The organism is Sphingoaurantiacus capsulatus (assembly GCF_042648405.1).
GTDB lineage: Bacteria > Pseudomonadota > Alphaproteobacteria > Sphingomonadales > Sphingomonadaceae > Sphingoaurantiacus > Sphingoaurantiacus capsulatus.
In genome coordinates, this window is sequence record NZ_JBHRXV010000011.1 from 65,115 (window position 1) to 83,030 (window position 17,916).

The 17,916-nt window shown below is 68.6% G+C and carries 20 protein-coding genes; 16 read left to right on the forward strand and 4 right to left on the reverse strand.

Annotated features, from left to right (window positions below):
* Positions 1-67: 67 nt before the first annotated feature.
* From glmM to folP, 5 genes are all read left to right on the forward strand, one after another.
* The gene (glmM, locus tag ACFOMD_RS12420) at positions 68-1,408 is read left to right on the forward strand and encodes a phosphoglucosamine mutase (protein WP_380861823.1); all 1,341 of its coding nucleotides are present in this window, start codon (positions 68-70) and stop codon (positions 1,406-1,408) included.
* 142 nt (positions 1,409-1,550) lie between these two features.
* A complete protein-coding gene (thiD, locus tag ACFOMD_RS12425; RefSeq protein WP_380861825.1) occupies positions 1,551-2,345 on the forward strand; it encodes a bifunctional hydroxymethylpyrimidine kinase/phosphomethylpyrimidine kinase in 795 nt (264 codons plus the stop codon).
* Positions 2,342-2,944, forward strand: coding sequence for a ribonuclease HII (locus ACFOMD_RS12430; RefSeq protein ID WP_380861827.1), 603 nt, complete (start codon positions 2,342-2,344; stop codon positions 2,942-2,944). The genes thiD and ACFOMD_RS12430 overlap by 4 nt, the downstream gene beginning before the upstream one ends.
* A gap of 205 nt (positions 2,945-3,149) precedes the next feature.
* Positions 3,150-4,229, forward strand: a complete 1,080-nt coding sequence (locus ACFOMD_RS12435; RefSeq protein WP_380861829.1) for a site-specific DNA-methyltransferase — start codon at positions 3,150-3,152, stop codon at positions 4,227-4,229.
* A 277-nt stretch (positions 4,230-4,506) separates the two neighbouring features.
* Positions 4,507-5,583 (forward strand): dihydropteroate synthase, encoded by a 1,077-nt coding sequence (gene folP, locus ACFOMD_RS12440; RefSeq protein WP_380861831.1) that lies wholly within the window; start codon positions 4,507-4,509, stop codon positions 5,581-5,583.
* Positions 5,584-5,641: 58 nt separating this feature from the next.
* Here folP and ACFOMD_RS12445 read toward each other — a convergent pair whose 3' ends face one another.
* Positions 5,642-5,770 carry an entericidin A/B family lipoprotein gene (locus tag ACFOMD_RS12445; protein ID WP_380861833.1) on the reverse strand — a complete coding sequence of 43 codons (129 nt, stop codon included), beginning with the start codon at positions 5,768-5,770 and terminating at the stop codon, positions 5,642-5,644.
* 325 nt (positions 5,771-6,095) lie between these two features.
* On the opposite strand from ACFOMD_RS12445, the gene ACFOMD_RS12450 reads away from it, so the two are divergent.
* Both ACFOMD_RS12450 and ACFOMD_RS12455 read left to right on the forward strand, forming a co-directional pair.
* Entirely contained in the window at positions 6,096-6,260 is a 165-nt protein-coding gene (locus ACFOMD_RS12450) for a hypothetical protein (protein ID WP_380861835.1), read from the forward strand.
* Between the two features lie 16 nt (positions 6,261-6,276).
* Complete coding sequence (locus ACFOMD_RS12455; protein ID WP_380861837.1) at positions 6,277-6,768, forward strand: pyridoxamine 5'-phosphate oxidase family protein; 492 nt, start codon at positions 6,277-6,279, stop codon at positions 6,766-6,768.
* Between the two features lie 89 nt (positions 6,769-6,857).
* Here the strand turns inward: ACFOMD_RS12455 and ACFOMD_RS12460 are convergent, their stop codons facing one another.
* A complete protein-coding gene (locus tag ACFOMD_RS12460) occupies positions 6,858-8,552 on the reverse strand; it encodes a sensor histidine kinase (protein WP_380861839.1) in 1,695 nt (564 codons plus the stop codon).
* A gap of 31 nt (positions 8,553-8,583) precedes the next feature.
* The gene (locus ACFOMD_RS12465) at positions 8,584-8,769 is read right to left on the reverse strand and encodes a NepR family anti-sigma factor (protein ID WP_380861841.1); all 186 of its coding nucleotides are present in this window, start codon (positions 8,767-8,769) and stop codon (positions 8,584-8,586) included.
* Positions 8,770-8,955: 186 nt separating this feature from the next.
* On the opposite strand from ACFOMD_RS12465, the gene ACFOMD_RS12470 reads away from it, so the two are divergent.
* The 9 genes from ACFOMD_RS12470 to xth all read left to right on the forward strand — a co-directional run bounded on the left by ACFOMD_RS12470 (position 8,956) and on the right by xth (position 17,720).
* Entirely contained in the window at positions 8,956-9,753 is a 798-nt protein-coding gene (locus ACFOMD_RS12470; RefSeq protein WP_380861843.1) for a response regulator, read from the forward strand.
* A 93-nt stretch (positions 9,754-9,846) separates the two neighbouring features.
* The gene (locus ACFOMD_RS12475; RefSeq protein ID WP_380861845.1) at positions 9,847-9,990 is read left to right on the forward strand and encodes a hypothetical protein; all 144 of its coding nucleotides are present in this window, start codon (positions 9,847-9,849) and stop codon (positions 9,988-9,990) included.
* A 64-nt stretch (positions 9,991-10,054) separates the two neighbouring features.
* Positions 10,055-10,834, forward strand: coding sequence for a sigma-70 family RNA polymerase sigma factor (locus ACFOMD_RS12480; RefSeq protein ID WP_380861847.1), 780 nt, complete (start codon positions 10,055-10,057; stop codon positions 10,832-10,834).
* Between the two features lie 298 nt (positions 10,835-11,132).
* Complete coding sequence (locus tag ACFOMD_RS12485) at positions 11,133-13,913, forward strand: bifunctional [glutamine synthetase] adenylyltransferase/[glutamine synthetase]-adenylyl-L-tyrosine phosphorylase (RefSeq protein WP_380861849.1); 2,781 nt, start codon at positions 11,133-11,135, stop codon at positions 13,911-13,913.
* Positions 13,914-14,375: a peroxiredoxin gene (locus ACFOMD_RS12490; protein ID WP_380861851.1), complete on the forward strand. Its 462-nt coding sequence runs from the start codon at positions 13,914-13,916 to the stop codon at positions 14,373-14,375.
* A gap of 115 nt (positions 14,376-14,490) precedes the next feature.
* Positions 14,491-15,306, forward strand: a complete 816-nt coding sequence (locus ACFOMD_RS12495; RefSeq protein ID WP_380861853.1) for a ferritin-like domain-containing protein — start codon at positions 14,491-14,493, stop codon at positions 15,304-15,306.
* 132 nt (positions 15,307-15,438) lie between these two features.
* Complete coding sequence (locus ACFOMD_RS12500; RefSeq protein ID WP_380861855.1) at positions 15,439-16,584, forward strand: peptidoglycan DD-metalloendopeptidase family protein; 1,146 nt, start codon at positions 15,439-15,441, stop codon at positions 16,582-16,584.
* A gap of 31 nt (positions 16,585-16,615) precedes the next feature.
* The gene (erpA, locus tag ACFOMD_RS12505) at positions 16,616-16,945 is read left to right on the forward strand and encodes an iron-sulfur cluster insertion protein ErpA (RefSeq protein ID WP_380861856.1); all 330 of its coding nucleotides are present in this window, start codon (positions 16,616-16,618) and stop codon (positions 16,943-16,945) included.
* 7 nt (positions 16,946-16,952) lie between these two features.
* Positions 16,953-17,720 (forward strand): exodeoxyribonuclease III, encoded by a 768-nt coding sequence (gene xth, locus ACFOMD_RS12510; protein WP_380861858.1) that lies wholly within the window; start codon positions 16,953-16,955, stop codon positions 17,718-17,720.
* Positions 17,721-17,726: 6 nt separating this feature from the next.
* Here the strand turns inward: xth and ACFOMD_RS12515 are convergent, their stop codons facing one another.
* Positions 17,727-17,885, reverse strand: a complete 159-nt coding sequence (locus tag ACFOMD_RS12515) for a hypothetical protein (RefSeq protein WP_380861860.1) — start codon at positions 17,883-17,885, stop codon at positions 17,727-17,729.
* Between the last annotated feature and the right edge of the window lie 31 nt (positions 17,886-17,916).

Consider the following 17,916-nt stretch of genomic DNA (forward strand, 5'->3'; position numbering starts at 1 on the left):
GGTCCATAGAGCCCAGCGACCCGCTATAAGCAAGCGCGAGGGTCGTTTGCGTTCGTGGGGAGGAAGAATGGCGCGCAAATATTTCGGCACCGATGGTATTCGGGGCCTCACCAACACCGGTGCGATGACCGCCGAAATGGCGATGAAGGTCGGCCAGGCGGCGGGCGCCTATTTCCTGCGCGGCGACCACAAGCACCGCGTCGTCATCGGCAAGGATACGCGCCTTTCCGGCTATATGATGGAATCGGCGCTGGTCGCCGGCTTCACCTCGGTCGGCATGGACGTGGTGACCGTCGGCCCGATGCCGACGCCGGCGGTGGCGATGCTCACCCGCTCGATGCGCGCCGATCTGGGCGTGATGATCTCGGCCAGCCACAATCCCTATCACGATAACGGCATCAAGCTGTTCGGCCCCGACGGCTACAAGCTGTCCGACGAGGCGGAGATGTCGATCGAGGCGCTGCTCGAGGAGCAACCCAAGCTCGCCGAGCCCGACCATATCGGCCGCGCCCGCCGGATCGAGGATGCGCGCGGTCGCTATATCCACTTCGCCAAGTCGGCGTTCCCCGATCATCTTCGCCTCGACGGGCTGAAGATCGTCGTCGATTGCGCCAACGGCGCCGCCTACAATGTCGCGCCGAGCGCATTGTGGGAGCTGGGCGCCGAGGTGATCGCCATCGGCATCGAGCCCAACGGCTTCAACATCAACAAGAATTGCGGATCGACGCACCCGGAGGCGCTGCAGGAGCGCGTCGTCGCCGCGGGCGCCGACATCGGCATCGCGCTCGATGGCGACGCCGACCGGCTGATCGTCGTCGACGAGCAGGGACGCATCATCGACGGCGACCAGCTGATGGCGCTGATCACCACCAGCTGGGCGAAGTCGGGCCTGCTGCGCGGCGGCGGTCTCGTCGCCACGGTGATGTCGAACCTCGGCCTCGAACGCTATCTGCAGGGGGAGGGCCTGTCGCTGGAGCGCACCAAGGTCGGCGACCGCTATGTGCTGGAGGCGATGCGCGCCAAGGGCTTCAACATCGGCGGCGAGCAGTCGGGCCATTTGATCATGTCCGATTACGCCACCACCGGCGACGGCTTGGTGGCGGCGCTGCAGGTGCTCTCCTGCCTCGTCGAGGAGGAGAAGCCCGCGTCGGAGCTGCTCAGCCTGTTCGAGCCGCTGCCGCAGATTTTGAAGAATGTCCGCTTCGCCAGCGGCGCCGCGCCGCTCGACCAGGCGCCGGTAAAGCGCGCCATCGCTGACGGCGAAGCGCGCCTCAACGGCTCAGGCCGCGTCCTCATCCGCAAATCGGGCACCGAACCGCTGATCCGCGTCATGGCGGAAGGCGAGGATCCCGCGCTCGTCGAGGCGGTGGTCGACAGCATCTGCGAGGCGGTCAAGCAGGCGGCGTGATCGGTTCGGTTGTGAAAAGTCTACTCCTCCCCGGCACGGGGAGGGGGACCCTGCGCAGCAGGGTGGAGGGGACCCGCCGTAGTTGCCCCTCCACCGCCTGCGGCGGTCCCCCTCCCCGTGCCGGGGAGGATAGGGTGCAGCCATGATCGGCCGTGTCCTCATCGTCGCCGGCTCGGACAGCGGCGGCGGGGCCGGAATTCAGGCCGACATCAAGGCGGTGACCATGCTGGGCGGCTATGCCGCCACCGCGATCGCCGCGCTCACCGTGCAGAACACCTTGGGCGTCACCGCCGTCCACCCCGTGCCGCCCGCCTTCGTGCAGGCGCAGATGCGCGCGGTGCTCGACGACATCGGCGCCGATGCGATCAAGACCGGCATGCTCGGCGACGCGGCGATGGTCGCGGCGGTCAGCGAGGTGATCGAAGCACTCGCCGCGCCGCCCGCGCTGGTTGTCGATCCGGTGATGGTGGCGAAGGGCGGTGCCCGGCTGCTCGACGCGGATGCGGTGTCGGCGGTGACCGGCCGGCTGCTGCCGCTGGCGGCGCTGGTGACCCCCAACGCCCCCGAACTGGAAGCGCTCACCGGCCTTGCCGTCATCGACGAGGCCAGCGCCGTCGCCGCCGGCCGTGCCTTGCAGGCGCAGGGCGCCCGCGCTGTGCTGGTCAAGGGCGGGCACCTGCCCGGCGATGAGGTCGTCGACTGGCTGCTTGCGCCCGACGGCGATCATCGCTTCGCTGCGCCACGCATCGAGACGCGCCACACCCACGGTACCGGCTGCACCTTGGCCAGCGCCATCGCCTGCGGGCTCGCCAAGGGCCTGTCACTTAAAGACTCCGTCGCCGAGGCGCGCGACTATGTCCGCGCCGCCATCGCCGCCGCGCCGGGGCTTGGGCAGGGGCACGGCCCGCTCGGTCATAATTTCGCGGTCCTCAAATGAAGATCGTCGCCACCTTCGACCGCGAGCGCGCGCACGGCGGCATCGTTGCCGGCGTCGACGAGGCGGGGCGGGGGCCGCTCGCCGGGCCGGTGGTCGCCGCCGCGGTGATCCTCGACGGCGCCTGCATCCCCGGCGGCATCGGCGATTCCAAGGTGCTGACCGCGAAGAAGCGCGAACAGCTCTACGGCGCGCTATTTAGCTGTGCCGAAATCGGCGTCGGGCAGGCGAGCGTCGAGGAGATCGACACGATCAATATCCTGCGCGCCAGCCATCTCGCGATGGAGCGCGCCGTCGCCGCGCTGCCGCGCGCGCCGGAGATGGTGCTGGTCGACGGCAACATGGCGCCGAAATGGGCGTGGCGCTGCCAGACCTTGGTCGGCGGCGACGCGCTCTGCCTGTCGATCGCGGCGGCCAGCATCATCGCCAAGGTGTTCCGCGACCGGCTGATGCTCGAGCTTCACGCCGCGCATCCCGAATATGCCTGGGGCTCGAACATGGGCTACGGCACGTTGGTGCATCGCACCGCGCTCGCCCGCTTCGGGCCGACGCCGCACCACCGGAAGAGCTTCGCGCCGGTCGCCCAATTCACATCAGCATAACCGTGAGTCGTTTCGGCAACACCGCTATCTGTAGCGTCTGCTTGAGTCCCCGACTCAACTTCTAGCGGTTTCGGACTCGAAACCACTGACATAATCTCAACACAATCAGCTAACGCGCTGAATCCGTTCATTTCACCCCGTTGACGGATTCCACCCTCCTGACTCAGTTTGGGCCCGCAAGGCACATTTTGGGGGCTGGGAATACATGGCTGGACTGCCGCTTGACCGCATCATCGAGGACGATTGCATCGCCGCCATGGAGGCGTTGCCGGCCAAGTCGGTGGACATGATCTTCGCCGATCCGCCCTACAATCTTCAGCTCGGCGGCGACCTCTATCGCCCCGAAGGCGGCCGCGTCGACGCGGTCGACGACGCGTGGGACAAGTTCGACGATTTCAGCACCTACGACCGCTTCACCCGCCGCTGGCTGGCGGCGGCGCGCCGCATCCTGAAGGACGACGGCACGATCTGGGTGATCGGCAGCTATCACAATATCTTCCGCGTCGGCGCGTCGCTGCAGGACCTCGGCTTCTGGGTGCTGAACGACATCGTGTGGCGCAAGGCGAACCCGATGCCCAACTTCAAGGGCACCCGCTTCACCAACGCGCACGAGACGATGATCTGGTGCTCGAAGTCCGAGGATGCGCGCTACACCTTCAACTATCAGGCGATGAAGGCGCTCAACGAGGACATCCAGATGCGTTCCGACTGGGTGCTGCCGATCTGCACCGGTGGGGAGCGCGTGAAGGTCGACGGTATCAAGGCGCATCCGACGCAGAAGCCCGAGGCGCTGCTCTACCGCGTGCTGCTCGCCTGCACCGAGCCGGGCGCCGTCGTGCTCGACCCGTTCTTCGGCACCGGCACCACCGGCGCCGTCGCCAAGATGCTCGGTCGCCACTACATCGGCATCGAGCGCGAGCCGCGCTACATCCGCGTCGCCAAGGAGCGCATCGCCAAGGTGCAGCCGATGACCGACGAGGCGATGGCGACGATGCAGTCGAAGCGCGCGCAGCCGCGCATTCCGTTCGGCGCGCTCGTTGAAACCGGCATGGTCAAGGCGGGCACGATGCTCACCGACCTGTCGCGCCGCTACCGCGCCGCCGTCCGCGCCGACGGCTCGCTCAGCATGGCCGACGACAAGGGCTCGATCCACCAGCTCGGCGCCCGCGCGCAGGGCGCGCCGAGCTGCAACGGCTGGACCTTCTGGCACATCGAGAACGCCGGCAAGCTGGTCCCGCTCGACACCATGCGCCAGCAGTACCGCGCGGAGTATGGCACCGCCTAACGAACGCCCCTCCCCGAGGGGGAGGGGTTAACTAACTCCCCTCCCCGAGGGGAAGGGGCTGGGGGTGGGCTCTAGTCACATCGAGAGGTCGGTCGGCTGTCCGCGCCCGGAGAGCCCACCCCTTACCCCTCCCCGAGGGGGAGGGGTAAGGGGTGGGCTCTAGTCACATCGAGAGGTCGGTCGGCTGTCCGCGCCCGGAGAGCCCACCCCTTACCCCTCCCCCTCGGGGAGGGGAGGCAGGCTTCCGCCGCGCTGGCGGGCATGGCACATCAGCCCGATGACCGACCTCTACCTCCGCCCGACCGCCTTCATCGACGCGCCGTTCGGCCATGACGGGCAGGCGGCGCGGCTGGCGGGCGGCCTCTGCTGGTTCTCCGCCGTCGAGCTGATCGCCCGCAACGGCCCGCGCCAGCTCATCCCGCTCGACCGCCTCGACGACGCACGCGCCACGCTCCCGGCGCCGCAGCGCGACCGCTTCGACCAGCTCTGGTCGAACCTCACCACCGCCCGCCCGCCGCTCGCCCTCGGCCAGCGCACGCTCCGCTTCGACAGCCCCTCGGTGATGGGCATCCTCAACGTCACCCCCGACAGCTTCTCCGACGGCGGCCGTCACATGGACGCCGACATTGCCGCCGCCGCCGCCGTCGACATGGCCGCCGCCGGCGTGGCGATCGTCGATGTCGGCGCTGAATCCACCCGCCCCGGCGCCGCCCCCGTGTGGGAGGGCGACGAACTCGCCCGGCTCGAGCCGCTACTCCCGCGCCTCGCCGCCGCCGGGTTGCTCGTCTCGGTGGATACCCGCAAGGCGGCGGTGATGCGCCAGGCGCTGGCGCTCGGCGCGGGCGTCGTCAACGACGTGTCGGCGCTGACCTACGACCCCGCCGCGCTCGACCTGGTCGCTGCCGCCGGCTGTCCGGTGGTGCTGATGCACCACCGCGGCGACCCGCAGACCATGCAGGACGACCCGCGCTACGACGATGTGCTGCTCGACGTGTTCGACGGGCTGGAGGCGCGCATCGCCGCCTGCGTGGCGGCGGGGATTGGGCGGGGGCGGATCATCGCTGACCCCGGCATCGGCTTCGGCAAGAGTTTGCGCCACAATCTCGATCTGCTGAACGGCCTGTCGCTGTTCCACGGCCTCGGCGTGCCGCTGCTGCTCGGCGCCAGCCGCAAGCGCTTTATCGGCGCGCTGTCAGGGGAGGCGCCGGCCGATCAGCGGCTCGGCGGATCGATCGCCGTGGCGGTGGCAGGCATTGCCCAAGGCGTTCAGATCGTTCGGGTTCATGACGTGCCGGAGACGGTGCAGGCACTGCGCGTCTGGCGGGGCCTGCGGGACGCGGCGCTGACGCCCTGATGCGAAAAGAGCCGCCGGATCGCTCCGACGGCCCTTTCGAAATTCGGGTGTCTGCCGCTTACTTCGCGGCGTCCGACACGGTGTCGCCGACCGACGAGACGTCCTTGCCGGCGCCTTCGACGGTGTTGCAGGCGGTCAGCGCAAGGCCACCGGCGATCATCGCAAGCGTCACGATCTTCTTGAACATGTCTGGCTCCCTCGATTGAGCAAATTCATTCGACACCGTGAAACCGCCTGTCCGGAACGATTGTTCCGGAGCCGGTGATTTTATCCGGGTAAAAATGGGTGTCCGGGAATTTTGCCCGGGTAAAAAATGAGCCCGGGCGCACTCGGGGGGGTGGTGCGTCCGGGCTCGGATTGGGACCGCGAGAGCGGGGGGCAAAGATCGTGGTCCTGCCATGCTGAACCCCTCACACGCGCGCGGGTTCCCGGACCTTCAAAAATATTTCTCGGAACGGGCAAGCGGGCCACGCCGTTGGGAGGGGCGACCTTTCAACCAGGCGGAGTCCACCATGACCAAGCCCCCCGAGACACCCCCGTCGTCGGACATCGACGGCGTCCACCGCGACCGCGTCGACCAGCGCTCGTCGAAGACGATCGATGCCAAGGCGCAAGCCCAGGCGGCGGCCGAGAAGCATGAGAATGTCGGCCGCCCCAAGCCCGGCCCGGCCAACTGAACAAAGGAGTAAAGCCATGAGCGAGAACAATTATCCCGAGGCCAAGCTCTGGGACATGATCGAGGATATCCGCGTCGCCATGCTGACGACCAAGCGCGGCGAGCTGCTTGAGAGCCGGCCGATGAGCGCTTATGTGGACCTCAGCGAGCATTGCCTGTGGTTCATCACCGCGCTCGACAGCGGCAAGACCGATGAGATCGGTGAAGGCGAGGCGGTGAACCTGGCCTTCGTCGACAAGGACGACCAGAACTACATCTCGCTGACCGGTCACGCGCGCGTGGTGCGCGATGTCGCCAAGCAGAAGCAGCTGTGGAACGCCTTCGCCGAGGCGTGGATGCCGGAGGGGCCCGAGGGTCCCAACGTCGGCCTGATCCGCGTCGATCCGATCGAGGCGACCTATTGGGACGCGCCGTCGAGCCGCGTCGTCATGGCGTGGAAGATCGCCAAGGCGAACGTCACCCAGACGCCGCCGAACGCGGGCGAGGTGAGGAAGGTCGGGCTGGGTTAAGTCAGCCGCCTCGTCCCACCACCATCAACATCGTCATCCCGGCCTTCGCCGGGATGACGTGTTTCTGGAGCGTAGGGCAGTGCGCCCGCTCAGGCGATCGGCGCGGGGGCCGTCGGGGGGAAGTCGATGGCGTAGCTGCCGGCGTCGGCGTTGTGCGCGAGCTTGCTGCGCATCTGGCGGGCCATGCCCTGGATGATGCGCGCCGAGGGGTCGTTGCCACCGACCGCGAACTGGTCTTCGCCGCGGAAGCTCGGCGCCTGCACGGTCAGGGTGGCGCGGCCGTCGACCGACTTGGCGCCGACCCGAATGGCGAGGTTGCCGCTCTCCGCGAGGCGCGCCGCGGCGGTGACCAGCTCGGTGATCAGGAAGGCGAGCGGGACGGCGGTGTCCTGACCGACGTAGAGCCGATCGACGTCGGTGACGATGGCGACGGTGCTGCCGTCGATCACCGTCACGCTCTGTTCGAGGCCGGCGCAAAGATCCTGCGCGAGGCTGCGCAGATCGACGCCGCGCATCGCCTCGTCATCGTAAAGCCAGCGGTGGACCAGCGCGAGCGCGTTCACCCGCTTCTGGATCGTCGCATAGGCATAGGCGACCTCGGGGCTGCCGGCGTCGCGCGACTGGAGGCTGAGGAGGCTGGAAACGATCTGCAGATTATTCTTCACACGGTGATGTACTTCGCGCGTCAGCTTCTTCTGCGTCGCCAGGCCGGCGCGCAGATCGTCCTCGTGGCGGCTGATCTGATCGGCCATGCGGTCGAAGGCGTCGCCGAGCTCGCGGACCTCCTGCGTGCGGAAGCGGCTGTCGCCCAGCCGCACCCCGATATCGCCGGCGGCATAGCGGTCGAGCGAGGTGCGGATTTTCGCCAATGGCACCACCACCAGCCAGCGGATCGCCAGCCAGCCGATGCCGACCGCGCCCAGCCACATCAGGATCGGCAGCGCGACATTGACCACCTGCGGGACGCTCAGTGCCGTCGCCTCGCGCACCGCGAGCACGCGCAGGCCGTTGCCGATATCCTGCACGCCATAGTGCCAGTCGCGGCCGTCGCCGGTCAGGAAGCGCTCGACCTCGCCGCCCTTCAGCGCGGCGATATCGGGCAGCGCCGGCAGGCCGGGCGAACCCCAGGCGGCGAGCAGGCTGCCGTCGCGCAGCAGGCGGACATGATCCTCGGCGCCGAGGTCGGCCGGGGTGAAGATGCCGCGCAACGACTCCCGGCTGATGCGCGCGAAGATCGAATGGCCGGTCAGCGGGTCGCGCACGGCGAGCACCAGATCATGGCCGGGGCTCAGCTCGTCGATCAGGGTGGCGCGGGGCAGCCGGCCGCGACCGCCGTCATACCAGTCGACGCCGACCGAGGGGGCGCGGGCGAGCGGGGCGCCGACCGAAGCACAGGTCAGGCTGCCGTTGGCATCGAGGCGCACGATCGAATCGATCGCGGGGTCGAGCTCGGCGAGCCGGGCGAGGCGGCGCGCGCATTCCGCGCGCTTATCCGGCGTATCGATCTCGCTCATGATCTCGGCGCGGAGCAGCGCGAAATCCTCGTCGAGGCGGCCCTGCACGGTGCGGGTGAAGGCGGTGAGGCGGCTCGACACCAGCTCGGCCTCGGACGCGCGGACATTGTTGTAGTTTTCGGTCGCCGCGACCACCGCCAGCACACCCAGCGGCAGCAATGCGATGGCGAGCGCCAGCATGACCTGCGCCGACAGCGGCCAGGCGCGGACACGTAAGGGGCGCGGGACGGCGAGCCGGCGGGCAGGGGGTGGAGGCGGAATCGAGGCCATTCGCTAGTTGTTCGTGCGCAACGGCGTCACGTCAATCGAGCTTGCGCAGAAGGTCGGCGAAGGCATCGGGTACCGGCTCGGCCAGCGCCTCGTCATAGGCGCGGCGCAGAACCTCGCCAACGCGGGCGCGTTTTCCGGCGCGTCCGCCGTCCGCCGACGGCTCACGGCTCGGCTGGCCGCTCCGCTTCTCGCCATCGCTTTCGGGACCTCGTGCCATGCCCGCTTTCATCGTGAAGAGTGAGCGGCGTTTAGGATGCTTGCGAAGCAGAGGAAACAAAAAATGAGGTCCGGGGTTCCGAGAAAAGGGTTGGGGTGACGCGGGGTTGACGCAGCATCCGCACCGCTCCATGCCTCCCGGGGTCGTTCGGGGGGCGTTACGACACGCACGGAATAGGGAATCAGAATGTCGCTTGCCACCGATATCGCGCCTCATCTGCCGTATCTGCGCCGCTATGCGCGCGCGCTCACCGGCAGCCAGAATCACGGCGATGCGTTCGTTCGCGCCGCGCTCGAAGCCATCGTCAGCGCGCCGGATGCGTTTCCGCGCGACGTCGATCCGCGGCTCGGCCTCTACAAGACGTTTCACGCCATCTGGTCGTCAGCCAATCTCGAGATCGAGGGCGAGGAGGGCGACGCCGCCAGCGATTTCGAGCGCATCGCACAGAACCGCCTCGCCTCGATCACGCCGCTGTCGCGCCAGGCGCTGCTGCTGACCGCGATGGAAGGCTTCACCAACGAGGACGCCGGCTATCTGATCGACGCGCCCGCGGCCGATGTCGCCAGCCTCGTCAACGAGGCGCTGGCCGAGATCGAGCGGCAGACCGCGACGCGCGTGCTCATCATCGAGGACGAGCCGATCATCGCCATGGATATCGAGGGCATCGTCCGCGACCTCGGCCATGAAGTGGTCGGCATCGCCGTCACCCGCGACGAAGCCGTGCAGATGGCGACCGACGAGCGTCCGGGCCTCGTGCTCGCCGACATCCAGCTCGCCGACGACAGCTCGGGCATCGATGCGGTGAAGGACATTCTGCAGAACTTCTCGGTGCCGGTGATCTTCATCACCGCCTTCCCGGAACGCCTGCTGACCGGCGAGCGGCCGGAGCCGACCTTCCTCATCACCAAGCCGTTCCAGCGGTCGACGGTGAAGGCGGCGATCAGCCAGGCGCTGTTCTTCAATTCGACGGCGTCGTTCGGCTAACGCCCGACGCCTCAACGGCTCGTCGCATCGGGGCCCGTCGCTGGAACAGCGGCGGGCCCTGTTCGTTCCGGTTCTGAAGACAATCAACGGGGTATGGCAATCATGGACCATCCGGAACGACTGACCGCTACCGAGGCGCGCGCCGGCGCGACGCCGCACGTCACCCGCTATGTGCTGGCGATCTCGCTCGTCCTGCTCGTCGTGGCCTTCGCCGCGCTGCTGATGATCTGGGCCTGATCGGCCTAACGGCGCGCCGCGGGACAGGCCGCGGCCCTCGCGCCTTGCATACGGGTTGGGACATATGACGACGACGACTTCCGCACCGGCGGCGCCCACGCGCGACGTCGGTGCCTATCTGCGGTCTGCTTTCGCGGACGTCTGCGCGCAGCCGCTGCCGAACATCTTCGACGACCTCCTCGCCAAGCTCGGCACCGAGGTATCGGCGGACGCAGAAGCGGACGCCGACGAAGATGGAGAGCCGGAGCCACAACGCGAGCATGCCTCGCTTTCCGACGACGAGTTCAAGGCGGAGCTGGCGCAGGTCATCCCGCACCTGCGCGCCTTCGGCCGCTCGCTTTCGGGCAACCGCGACCTCGCCGACGATCTGGTGCAGGAAACCTTGCTGAAGGCCTGGGCGGCGCGCGAGCGCTTTCAGGCGGGCACCAACATGCGCGCCTGGACCTTCATCATCTTGCGCAACCTGTTCCTCAGCCAGATGCGTCGCGCGCGCTTCAAGGGCGAATGGGATGACTTTACCGCCGCGAAGATCCTCGCGGCGCCGGCGGGGCAGGACCGTCAGGTCGAGCTGTCCGATCTTCAACGCGGGCTGCTCGAGCTGCCGCAGGCGCAGCGCGAGGCGCTGATCCTCGTTGGTGCGGGCGGCTTTGCCTATGAGGAGGCGGCGGCGATCTGCAATTGCGCGGTCGGCACGATCAAGAGCCGCGTCGCGCGGGGCCGGTCGGCGCTGGAGACCATCCTCAACGAAGGGCTGCTGCCGTCGCGCCGCGACAGCGCGCCGACCGATGGCCAGTCGCCGCTGGTCAGCATCATGAACCAGGTCGACGCGCTCGCCCGCGGCTGATCCGGCGCACTTCGCCGAATGAGAAAAGCCCCGCCGAACCGGCGGGGCTTTTTCATTGGGTCGAACAGGGGTCGAAAGGGGAGAGCCTCGATCCGGCTTCGGGGGGTTGGGCAGGGTGCCGGATCGAGGCTCTTGGGCAGGGCAGTGTGGAAGCCCGCTGAACAGCGTGGGAGTGCTTCCACAGATTTGAGAACGAACGCTGGTTTTCGACGTTCCGAAAATTCTGGAATAGATTCACTTGCTCAACGACTTGGCCGTTCCGCTTCCGGCGCGGGCTTCGAACGGCTAGGGAAGGGCGATGGCCGACTACCGCCTGCCGCCGCTGCCCGAGGCTGCGCTTCCCGAGGAAGTGAAGCGGTTGCTCGACGGCGTGACGCCGGGGCTCAAGCTGGCGAACGCCGCCGCGCTCGCCTGGGACTATTCGCCCTTCCTGCGATCCTTGATGCGCCGCCGCGACGACACCTTGCGCCGGCTGGCCGAGGCCGGTCCCGATGTCGCGCTCACCGAGGCGTTCGCGCGCCTCGATGGCGAGGCCGCCGTCGCGAAGCGGATGCGGCAGGCGAAGGCCGATGTCGCGCTGATCGCGGGCCTCGCCGACATGGCGGGGCTGTGGCCGCTGGAGATTGTGACGCGGGCATTGTCCGACCTCGCCGACCGCACGCTCGATCTCGCGGTCGCCGCCGCCGTCGCCGAGCGGGCGCCGGGTGCCGACCCGAAGGGGTTCGCGGTGCTCGGCCTCGGCAAGCTCGGCTCACACGAGCTCAACTATTCGAGCGATGTCGACCTGATCCTGCTGCACGACCGCGCCAGCCTGCCGCGCCGCGAGCGCGACGATCCCGACGAGGCGGCGTTGCGGGTGGCGAAGCGCGTCGTCGAGCTGATGCAGGCGCGCGACGGCGACGGCTATGTGTTCCGCGTCGATCTGCGGCTGCGCCCGTCGTCGGAGGCGACGCCGATCACGCTGCCGTGGGAAGCGGCGGAGAGCTATTATCAGTCGGAGGCGCTGCCGTGGGAGCGCGCCGCGTTTATCCGGGCGCGCGCCTGCGCCGGGGACAAGAAACTGGGGCAGGCGTTCCTCGACAACATCGGCCCGTTCGTGTGGCGCCGCTCGCTCGACTACACCGCGATCCGCGACATCGAGGAAATCTCGCTGCGCATCCGCGACCATTTCGACGAGGGGCAGGAGGTCGGCCCCGGCTTCGACCTGAAGCGCGGGCGCGGCGGCATCCGCGAGGTCGAGTTCTTCGCGCAGATCCACCAGATGATCTTTGGCGGGCGGGAGACCGGCCTGCGCGCGCCCGCCACGCTCGACGCGCTGGCGGCGCTGGCGGCGGCGGGGCGGATCGGCGCCGACGATGCCGCGCAGCTCGGCGACGCCTATCGGCTGTATCGCACCGTCGAGCATCGCATCCAGATGCGCGACGACGAGCAGACGCATGCGGTGCCGACGGCGGCGCCGGCGCGCACCGCGCTGGCGAAGGCGTGCGGGCTCGACGGCTGGCGGTCGCTTGAGCGGCTGCTGGAGAGTGCGACCCGCGTTGTCGCGAAGCGCTATGACGGGCTGATCGCGCGCGCCGAGGGCGACCGGCTGCCGCGCGATGCGGCGGCGCTGACCAAGGCGTTCAAGGCGCGGAAATTTCCGGAAGGGCCGGCGCTCGTCGAGATGGTCGGGCGCTGGCGCGGCGGCAGCTACCGCGCGCTGCGGTCGCCTGATGCGCAGCGGGTGCTGGAGAATGTGCTGCCCGCGCTGGTCGAGGCGCTGGCCGAACAGCCCGACCCGGCGGGGGCGGCGCGGCGGCTCGACGGGTTTCTCGAGCAACTGCCGGCGGGCGTGCAGTTTCTCGGGCTGATCGAGGCCAATCCGCGGCTGTTAGGATTGTTGGGGCGGTTGCTCGGGGTGACGCCGGTGCTGGCCGATGCGCTGGCGCGGACGCCTGACCTGTTCGACGTGCTGCTCGACCCCGAGGCGTTCGCGCCGCTGCCCGATGCGCCGACGCTGGCCGAGGAGTTGCGGCTCTATGCGGGCAAGGGGCATATCGAGGACAAGCTCGACCGGGTGCGGCGCTGGACCGCGGAGCGGCGGTTCCAGATCGGGGCGCAGCTGATCGAGGGACATGCCGATCCGCTGGCCGCCGCCACCGCCTACGCCGGCCTCGCCGATGCCGCCTTCGCGGTGCTGGCCCCGGCGGTCGAGGAGGCGTTTGCCGAGACGCATGGCCGGGTGGCGGGGAGCGAGCTGCTGGTGCTCGGCCTCGGGCGCTTCGGCGGGCGGGCGCTGACCGCGCGGTCGGACCTCGACATCATATTCCTGTTCAGCGGCAGCCATGAGGGCCAGTCGGACGGGGAGAAGCCGCTGCCGGCGACGCTCTACTTCAACCGGCTGGCGCAGCGGCTGACCGCGGCGCTGTCGGTGCCGACGGCGGCGGGGGCGCTGTACGAGGTCGACACGCGGCTGCGGCCATCGGGCGGACAGGGGCTGCTGGCGGTGACCATCGACACCTTCGCCGCCTATCAGCAGCAGGACGCCTGGACCTGGGAGCATATGGCGCTGACGCGCGCGCGGGTGGTGATCGGTGCGGGCGCGGCGCGCGCGGCGGTGGAGCGCGCGATCGACGCGGCGCTGCACATGGATCGCGACGCGGAGAAACTGCGCACCGACGTGCTGGCGATGCGCGACGAGATGGAGGCGCACAAGCCGGGCACCGGCCTCTGGGACGTGAAATTGGGCGCGGGGGCGCTCGTCGATCTGGAGTTCATCGTCCATTACCTCCAGCTTCGTGATCGCGCGGCGTTCACGCCCGACCTGCGTGCGGCGTGCGCGGCGCTGATCGAGGCAGGGGCGCTGCCGCCGGCGCTGCTCGACGCGCATGATCTGATGACGCGGCTGCTGGTGATGCTGCGGCTGGTCATTCCCGGCACCGGGGCGATCGCCAAGATCCCGGCCGATGTCGGCGCGCGGCTGGCGGCATCGACCGGGCACAAGGATCTGGCCGCGCTGGAAGCGGCGTTGAAGCTGGCCAAGGCCGCCGTGCTTGAGGCATGGGAAGCGGCATTCGGCAGCAAGCGACGGGGAAAATAGATGGTCGACGTCGGCGATACCGCACCAGCGTTCGAGCTCGACAGCGAGGAAGGCGCGATCAGCCTCACCGGGCTGAAGGGCCAGAAGGTCGTGCTCTACTTCTACCCGAAAGACGACACGACGGGTTGCACCCGGGAGGCGATCGACTTCACCGGCCTCGGCGGCGACTTCGCCAAGGCGGAGACGGTGGTGATCGGCGTGTCGAAGGACACCGTCGCCAAGCACGCCAAGTTCCGCGCGAAATACGACCTCGGCGTCAAGCTGGCGTCGGACCCGGAAGGCGCGACGATCGAGCGCTACGGCAGCTGGGTCGAAAAGACGCTCTACGGCCGCAAATACATGGGCATCGACCGCTCGACCTTCCTGATCGGCCGCGACGGCAAGGTGGCGAAGGTCTGGCGCAAGGTGAAGGTGCCGGGGCACGCCGAGGCGGTGCTGGAAGCGGCGAAGGGGCTGAAATAGCTTTTTTCGTCATCCCCGCGAAGGCGGGGACCAGTCCACCAAATAACCTGCCAGCTTCGCTGGCGCCTTTATCTGTGCTGGGTCCCCGCCTTCGCGGGGATGACGATGAGGAGAGATGTCGACTTCAATGACCAGCCTCGCGCTTGCCGCCCGTACCGTCCTGCTGACCGCCGACGCGCGCGCCAAGGCGGCGGCGTCGCGGGCGATGGCGGCGGCGTGGGGGGCGGGCGCCGTCGAGGTCGGCTTCGAGGTGGCGATGCCCGATGTGCCGGCGCGCCCTGATCGCCCCGAGCTGCTGCCGCCCAACCGGATGCCGAAGCGCGGCAAGGCGGGCTCCGAACGCTCGCGCTTCGCGCTGCTGCATGCGATCGCGCACATCGAGCTGAACGCCATCGACCTCGCCTGGGATATTGCAGGTCGGTTCGGTGAGGGGATGCCGCGCGCCTTCCTCGACGACTGGGTGCGCGTCGCCGACGACGAGGCGCGGCACTTCCTGCTGATCGACGACCGACTGCGTGAACTGGGCGGTGCCTATGGCGACCTGCCGGCGCATGACGGGCTGTGGCAGGCCTCGACCGCGACCGCGCACGACCTGCCGGCCCGGCTGGCGGTGGTGCCGCAGGTGCTGGAGGCCCGCGGGCTCGATGTGACGCCGGCGATGGTGGCGCGACTCAGGGCGGCGGGCGACGATCGCGCCGCTGATATCCTCGATATCATCTACCGTGACGAAATCGCGCACGTCGCGGCGGGCAACCGCTGGTTCCGTTGGACGTGCGACTCCAACGGTTCATCGCCCGCCGAGGCGTTCCGGGCCCTCGTTTCGACCCACTTCAAGGGTGAATTGAAGCCGCCTTTCAATGACTTGGCACGGGGCGAGGCGGGCATGACGCCCGATTTCTACCACCCCCTTGCCACCCGCGACGGCGGCTGATTAGACATAAGGCGTCGCCGCGGCTGGGGAGTCGCGGCGAATTTGTTCAAAGTACTGGACACACACCCGACACGCGGTCGGGCCGTATGCGTATGAACCGGGGGGCTCAATACGGTGCAGCAATTCAAAAGCATGATTCAGCAGGTGGATTCGCTGATTCAGCGCTATTTCCCTGAGCACCAGATCTACTTGCGCAGCGGTGGCAGTGTCCGGCTCATCAAGATCGGGACTCGCGTACAACTTATGGCAGCAGGCACCACGGCGCTCGTCGCGCTCTGGATGGGCACCGCGACCGTCAGCATGGTCTCGGGCGCCGATCAGGACGACATCATCGCGGCCAAGCAGGCGGAGTTGCGCCAGCTCGAGGCACAGGTGGCCTATATGAAGGCCGACGTCAGCAACCTCAAAGGCGACGTGCTCGCCTCGGCGCAGCGGATCGAGCAGCGGCAGGCGTTCCTCGCCAATCTGCTCTCCGGCAAGGCCGATTTGAACGCGCTCGCCGCGATGCTGCCGAAGGCCGGCACCGCCGTTGCCGCGCACGGCGACGCGAAGCATGCCTCGCTGCTGGCGCCGTTCGCCAAGCTGGAGCGCGAGCAGCTCGCCTTCGTCGACCAGGCGACCGCCGCCGCCGAGGCGCGCTACAAGGACACGCAGGCGCTGATCCGCCGCCTCGGCCTCGAGCCCGGCCGCTTCGTCGGCCAGTCGAGCGTCGCGATGGGCGGCCCGCTGGAGCCCGCCGACGGCGAGCCGAAGTTCCAGGAGCTGTTCCTGAGCTGGAAGAAGGTCGAGCGCCTCGAAGCCTCGCTCGGCGCGCTGCCGTCGGTGCAGCCGGTGAAGCGCGCCAGCTACACCAGCAGCTACGGCGTACGCTACGATCCGTTCAGCGGCCGCGCCGCGATGCACGCCGGCGTCGATCTCGCGGGCGCGCACGGAGAGCCGATCCTCGCGACGGCTGACGGCGTGGTGCACACCGCCGGCTGGGGCGGCGCCTATGGCAAGATGGTCCAGATCGGCCACGGCAAGGGCCTCGCCACCCGCTACGGCCACATGTCGCGCCTGACGGTGCGCGCCGGCGAGCGCGTGAAGAAGGGCGACATCATCGGCCGCATGGGCTCGACCGGCCGCTCGACCGGCACCCACCTTCATTACGAGGTGCGCGTCGATGGCCGCGCGGTGAACCCGATGCCGTTCCTGCGCGCGTCGAACACCGTGCTGGCGATCCAGAACCGCGTCGACGGGGTCGGGCAGGGCGGGCCGGAGATTCCGGCCGCCGATTGAAGGTTGCCGCGCTTCGGCCTATCTGGAGCGCATGACCGACGTCCGCCTCTCGTCTGCCGCCGCGAAACGCGTTGCCGCGATCGCCGCGCGCCAGGGTGACCCGAGCCTCAAGCTCCGCCTGTCGGTAGACGGCGGCGGCTGCGCGGGCTTCCAGTACAAATTCGGGCTGGAGAGCCAGGTCGCCGACGACGACATCGTCACCGAGACCGACGGCGTGCAACTCGTTATCGACGCGGTGAGCCTGCCGTTCATCGACGGCGCCGAGGTCGATTATGTCGAAAGCCTTGGCGGCGCGTCCTTCCAGGTCCGCAACCCCAACGCCACGTCGGGCTGCGGCTGCGGCACCAGCTTTTCCGTCTAACGCCCCCGTGAAAATCGCGACCTTCAACATCAACGGGGTCGGCGCCCGCCTGCCGCGGCTGCTCGACTGGCTCGCCGAGGCCAAGCCCGATGTCGCCTGCCTGCAGGAGATCAAATGCATGGGGGAGAAATTCCCCGTGCAGGAGATGAACGACGCCGGTTATCACGCGCTGGTCAGCGGCCAGAAGGGCTTCAACGGCGTCGCGATTCTGTCGCGCCAGCCCGCGACCGAGACGCAGCGCGGTCTACCGGGCGACGACGCCGACGAACAGGCGCGTTACCTCGAAGCCGAGATCGACGGCGTTACCATCGCGACGATCTACCTGCCCAACGGCAATCCGCAGCCTGGCCCCAAGTTCGATTACAAGCTGGCGTGGATGGCGCGCCTCGACGCGCATGCGAAATCGCTGTGGGCGTCGGAAAAGCCGGTCGTGCTGGCCGGCGACTACAATGTCATCCCGACCGATGAGGACGTCTATTCGGTGAAGGCGATGGCCGATGATGCGCTGATGCAGCCGGAATCGCGCGCCGCCTTCCGCCGCCTCGTCAATTCAGGCTGGACCGACGCGATCCGCACCCGCTTCCCGAGCGGGCCGATGTATACGTTCTGGGATTATCAGGCCGGCGCCTGGCAGCGCGATGCGGGCTTCCGCATCGACCATCTGCTGCTGTCGCCGCCCGCCGCCGACCGGCTGCTCAATGCCGGCATCGACCGCCACGTCCGCGGCCTCGAGAAAGCCAGCGACCATGTGCCGGTGTGGATCGAGCTGCGCTGAGTTTGATTAGCTGAGGCGGCGATGGCGGCTTGCGGAATAGGCCGTCCAGAGGCCTGACGCGAGGGCGACGAAGCCGACGCCGAGGCCCGGCCAGACCTGGCCGATCGCGAAGGCGACGAGCGCAATGGCGGCCGCAACTGCCAGATAGATGCGCATCGGGAACATCGGCGTCTCCTCGAAGGACCGAACGGCAGCG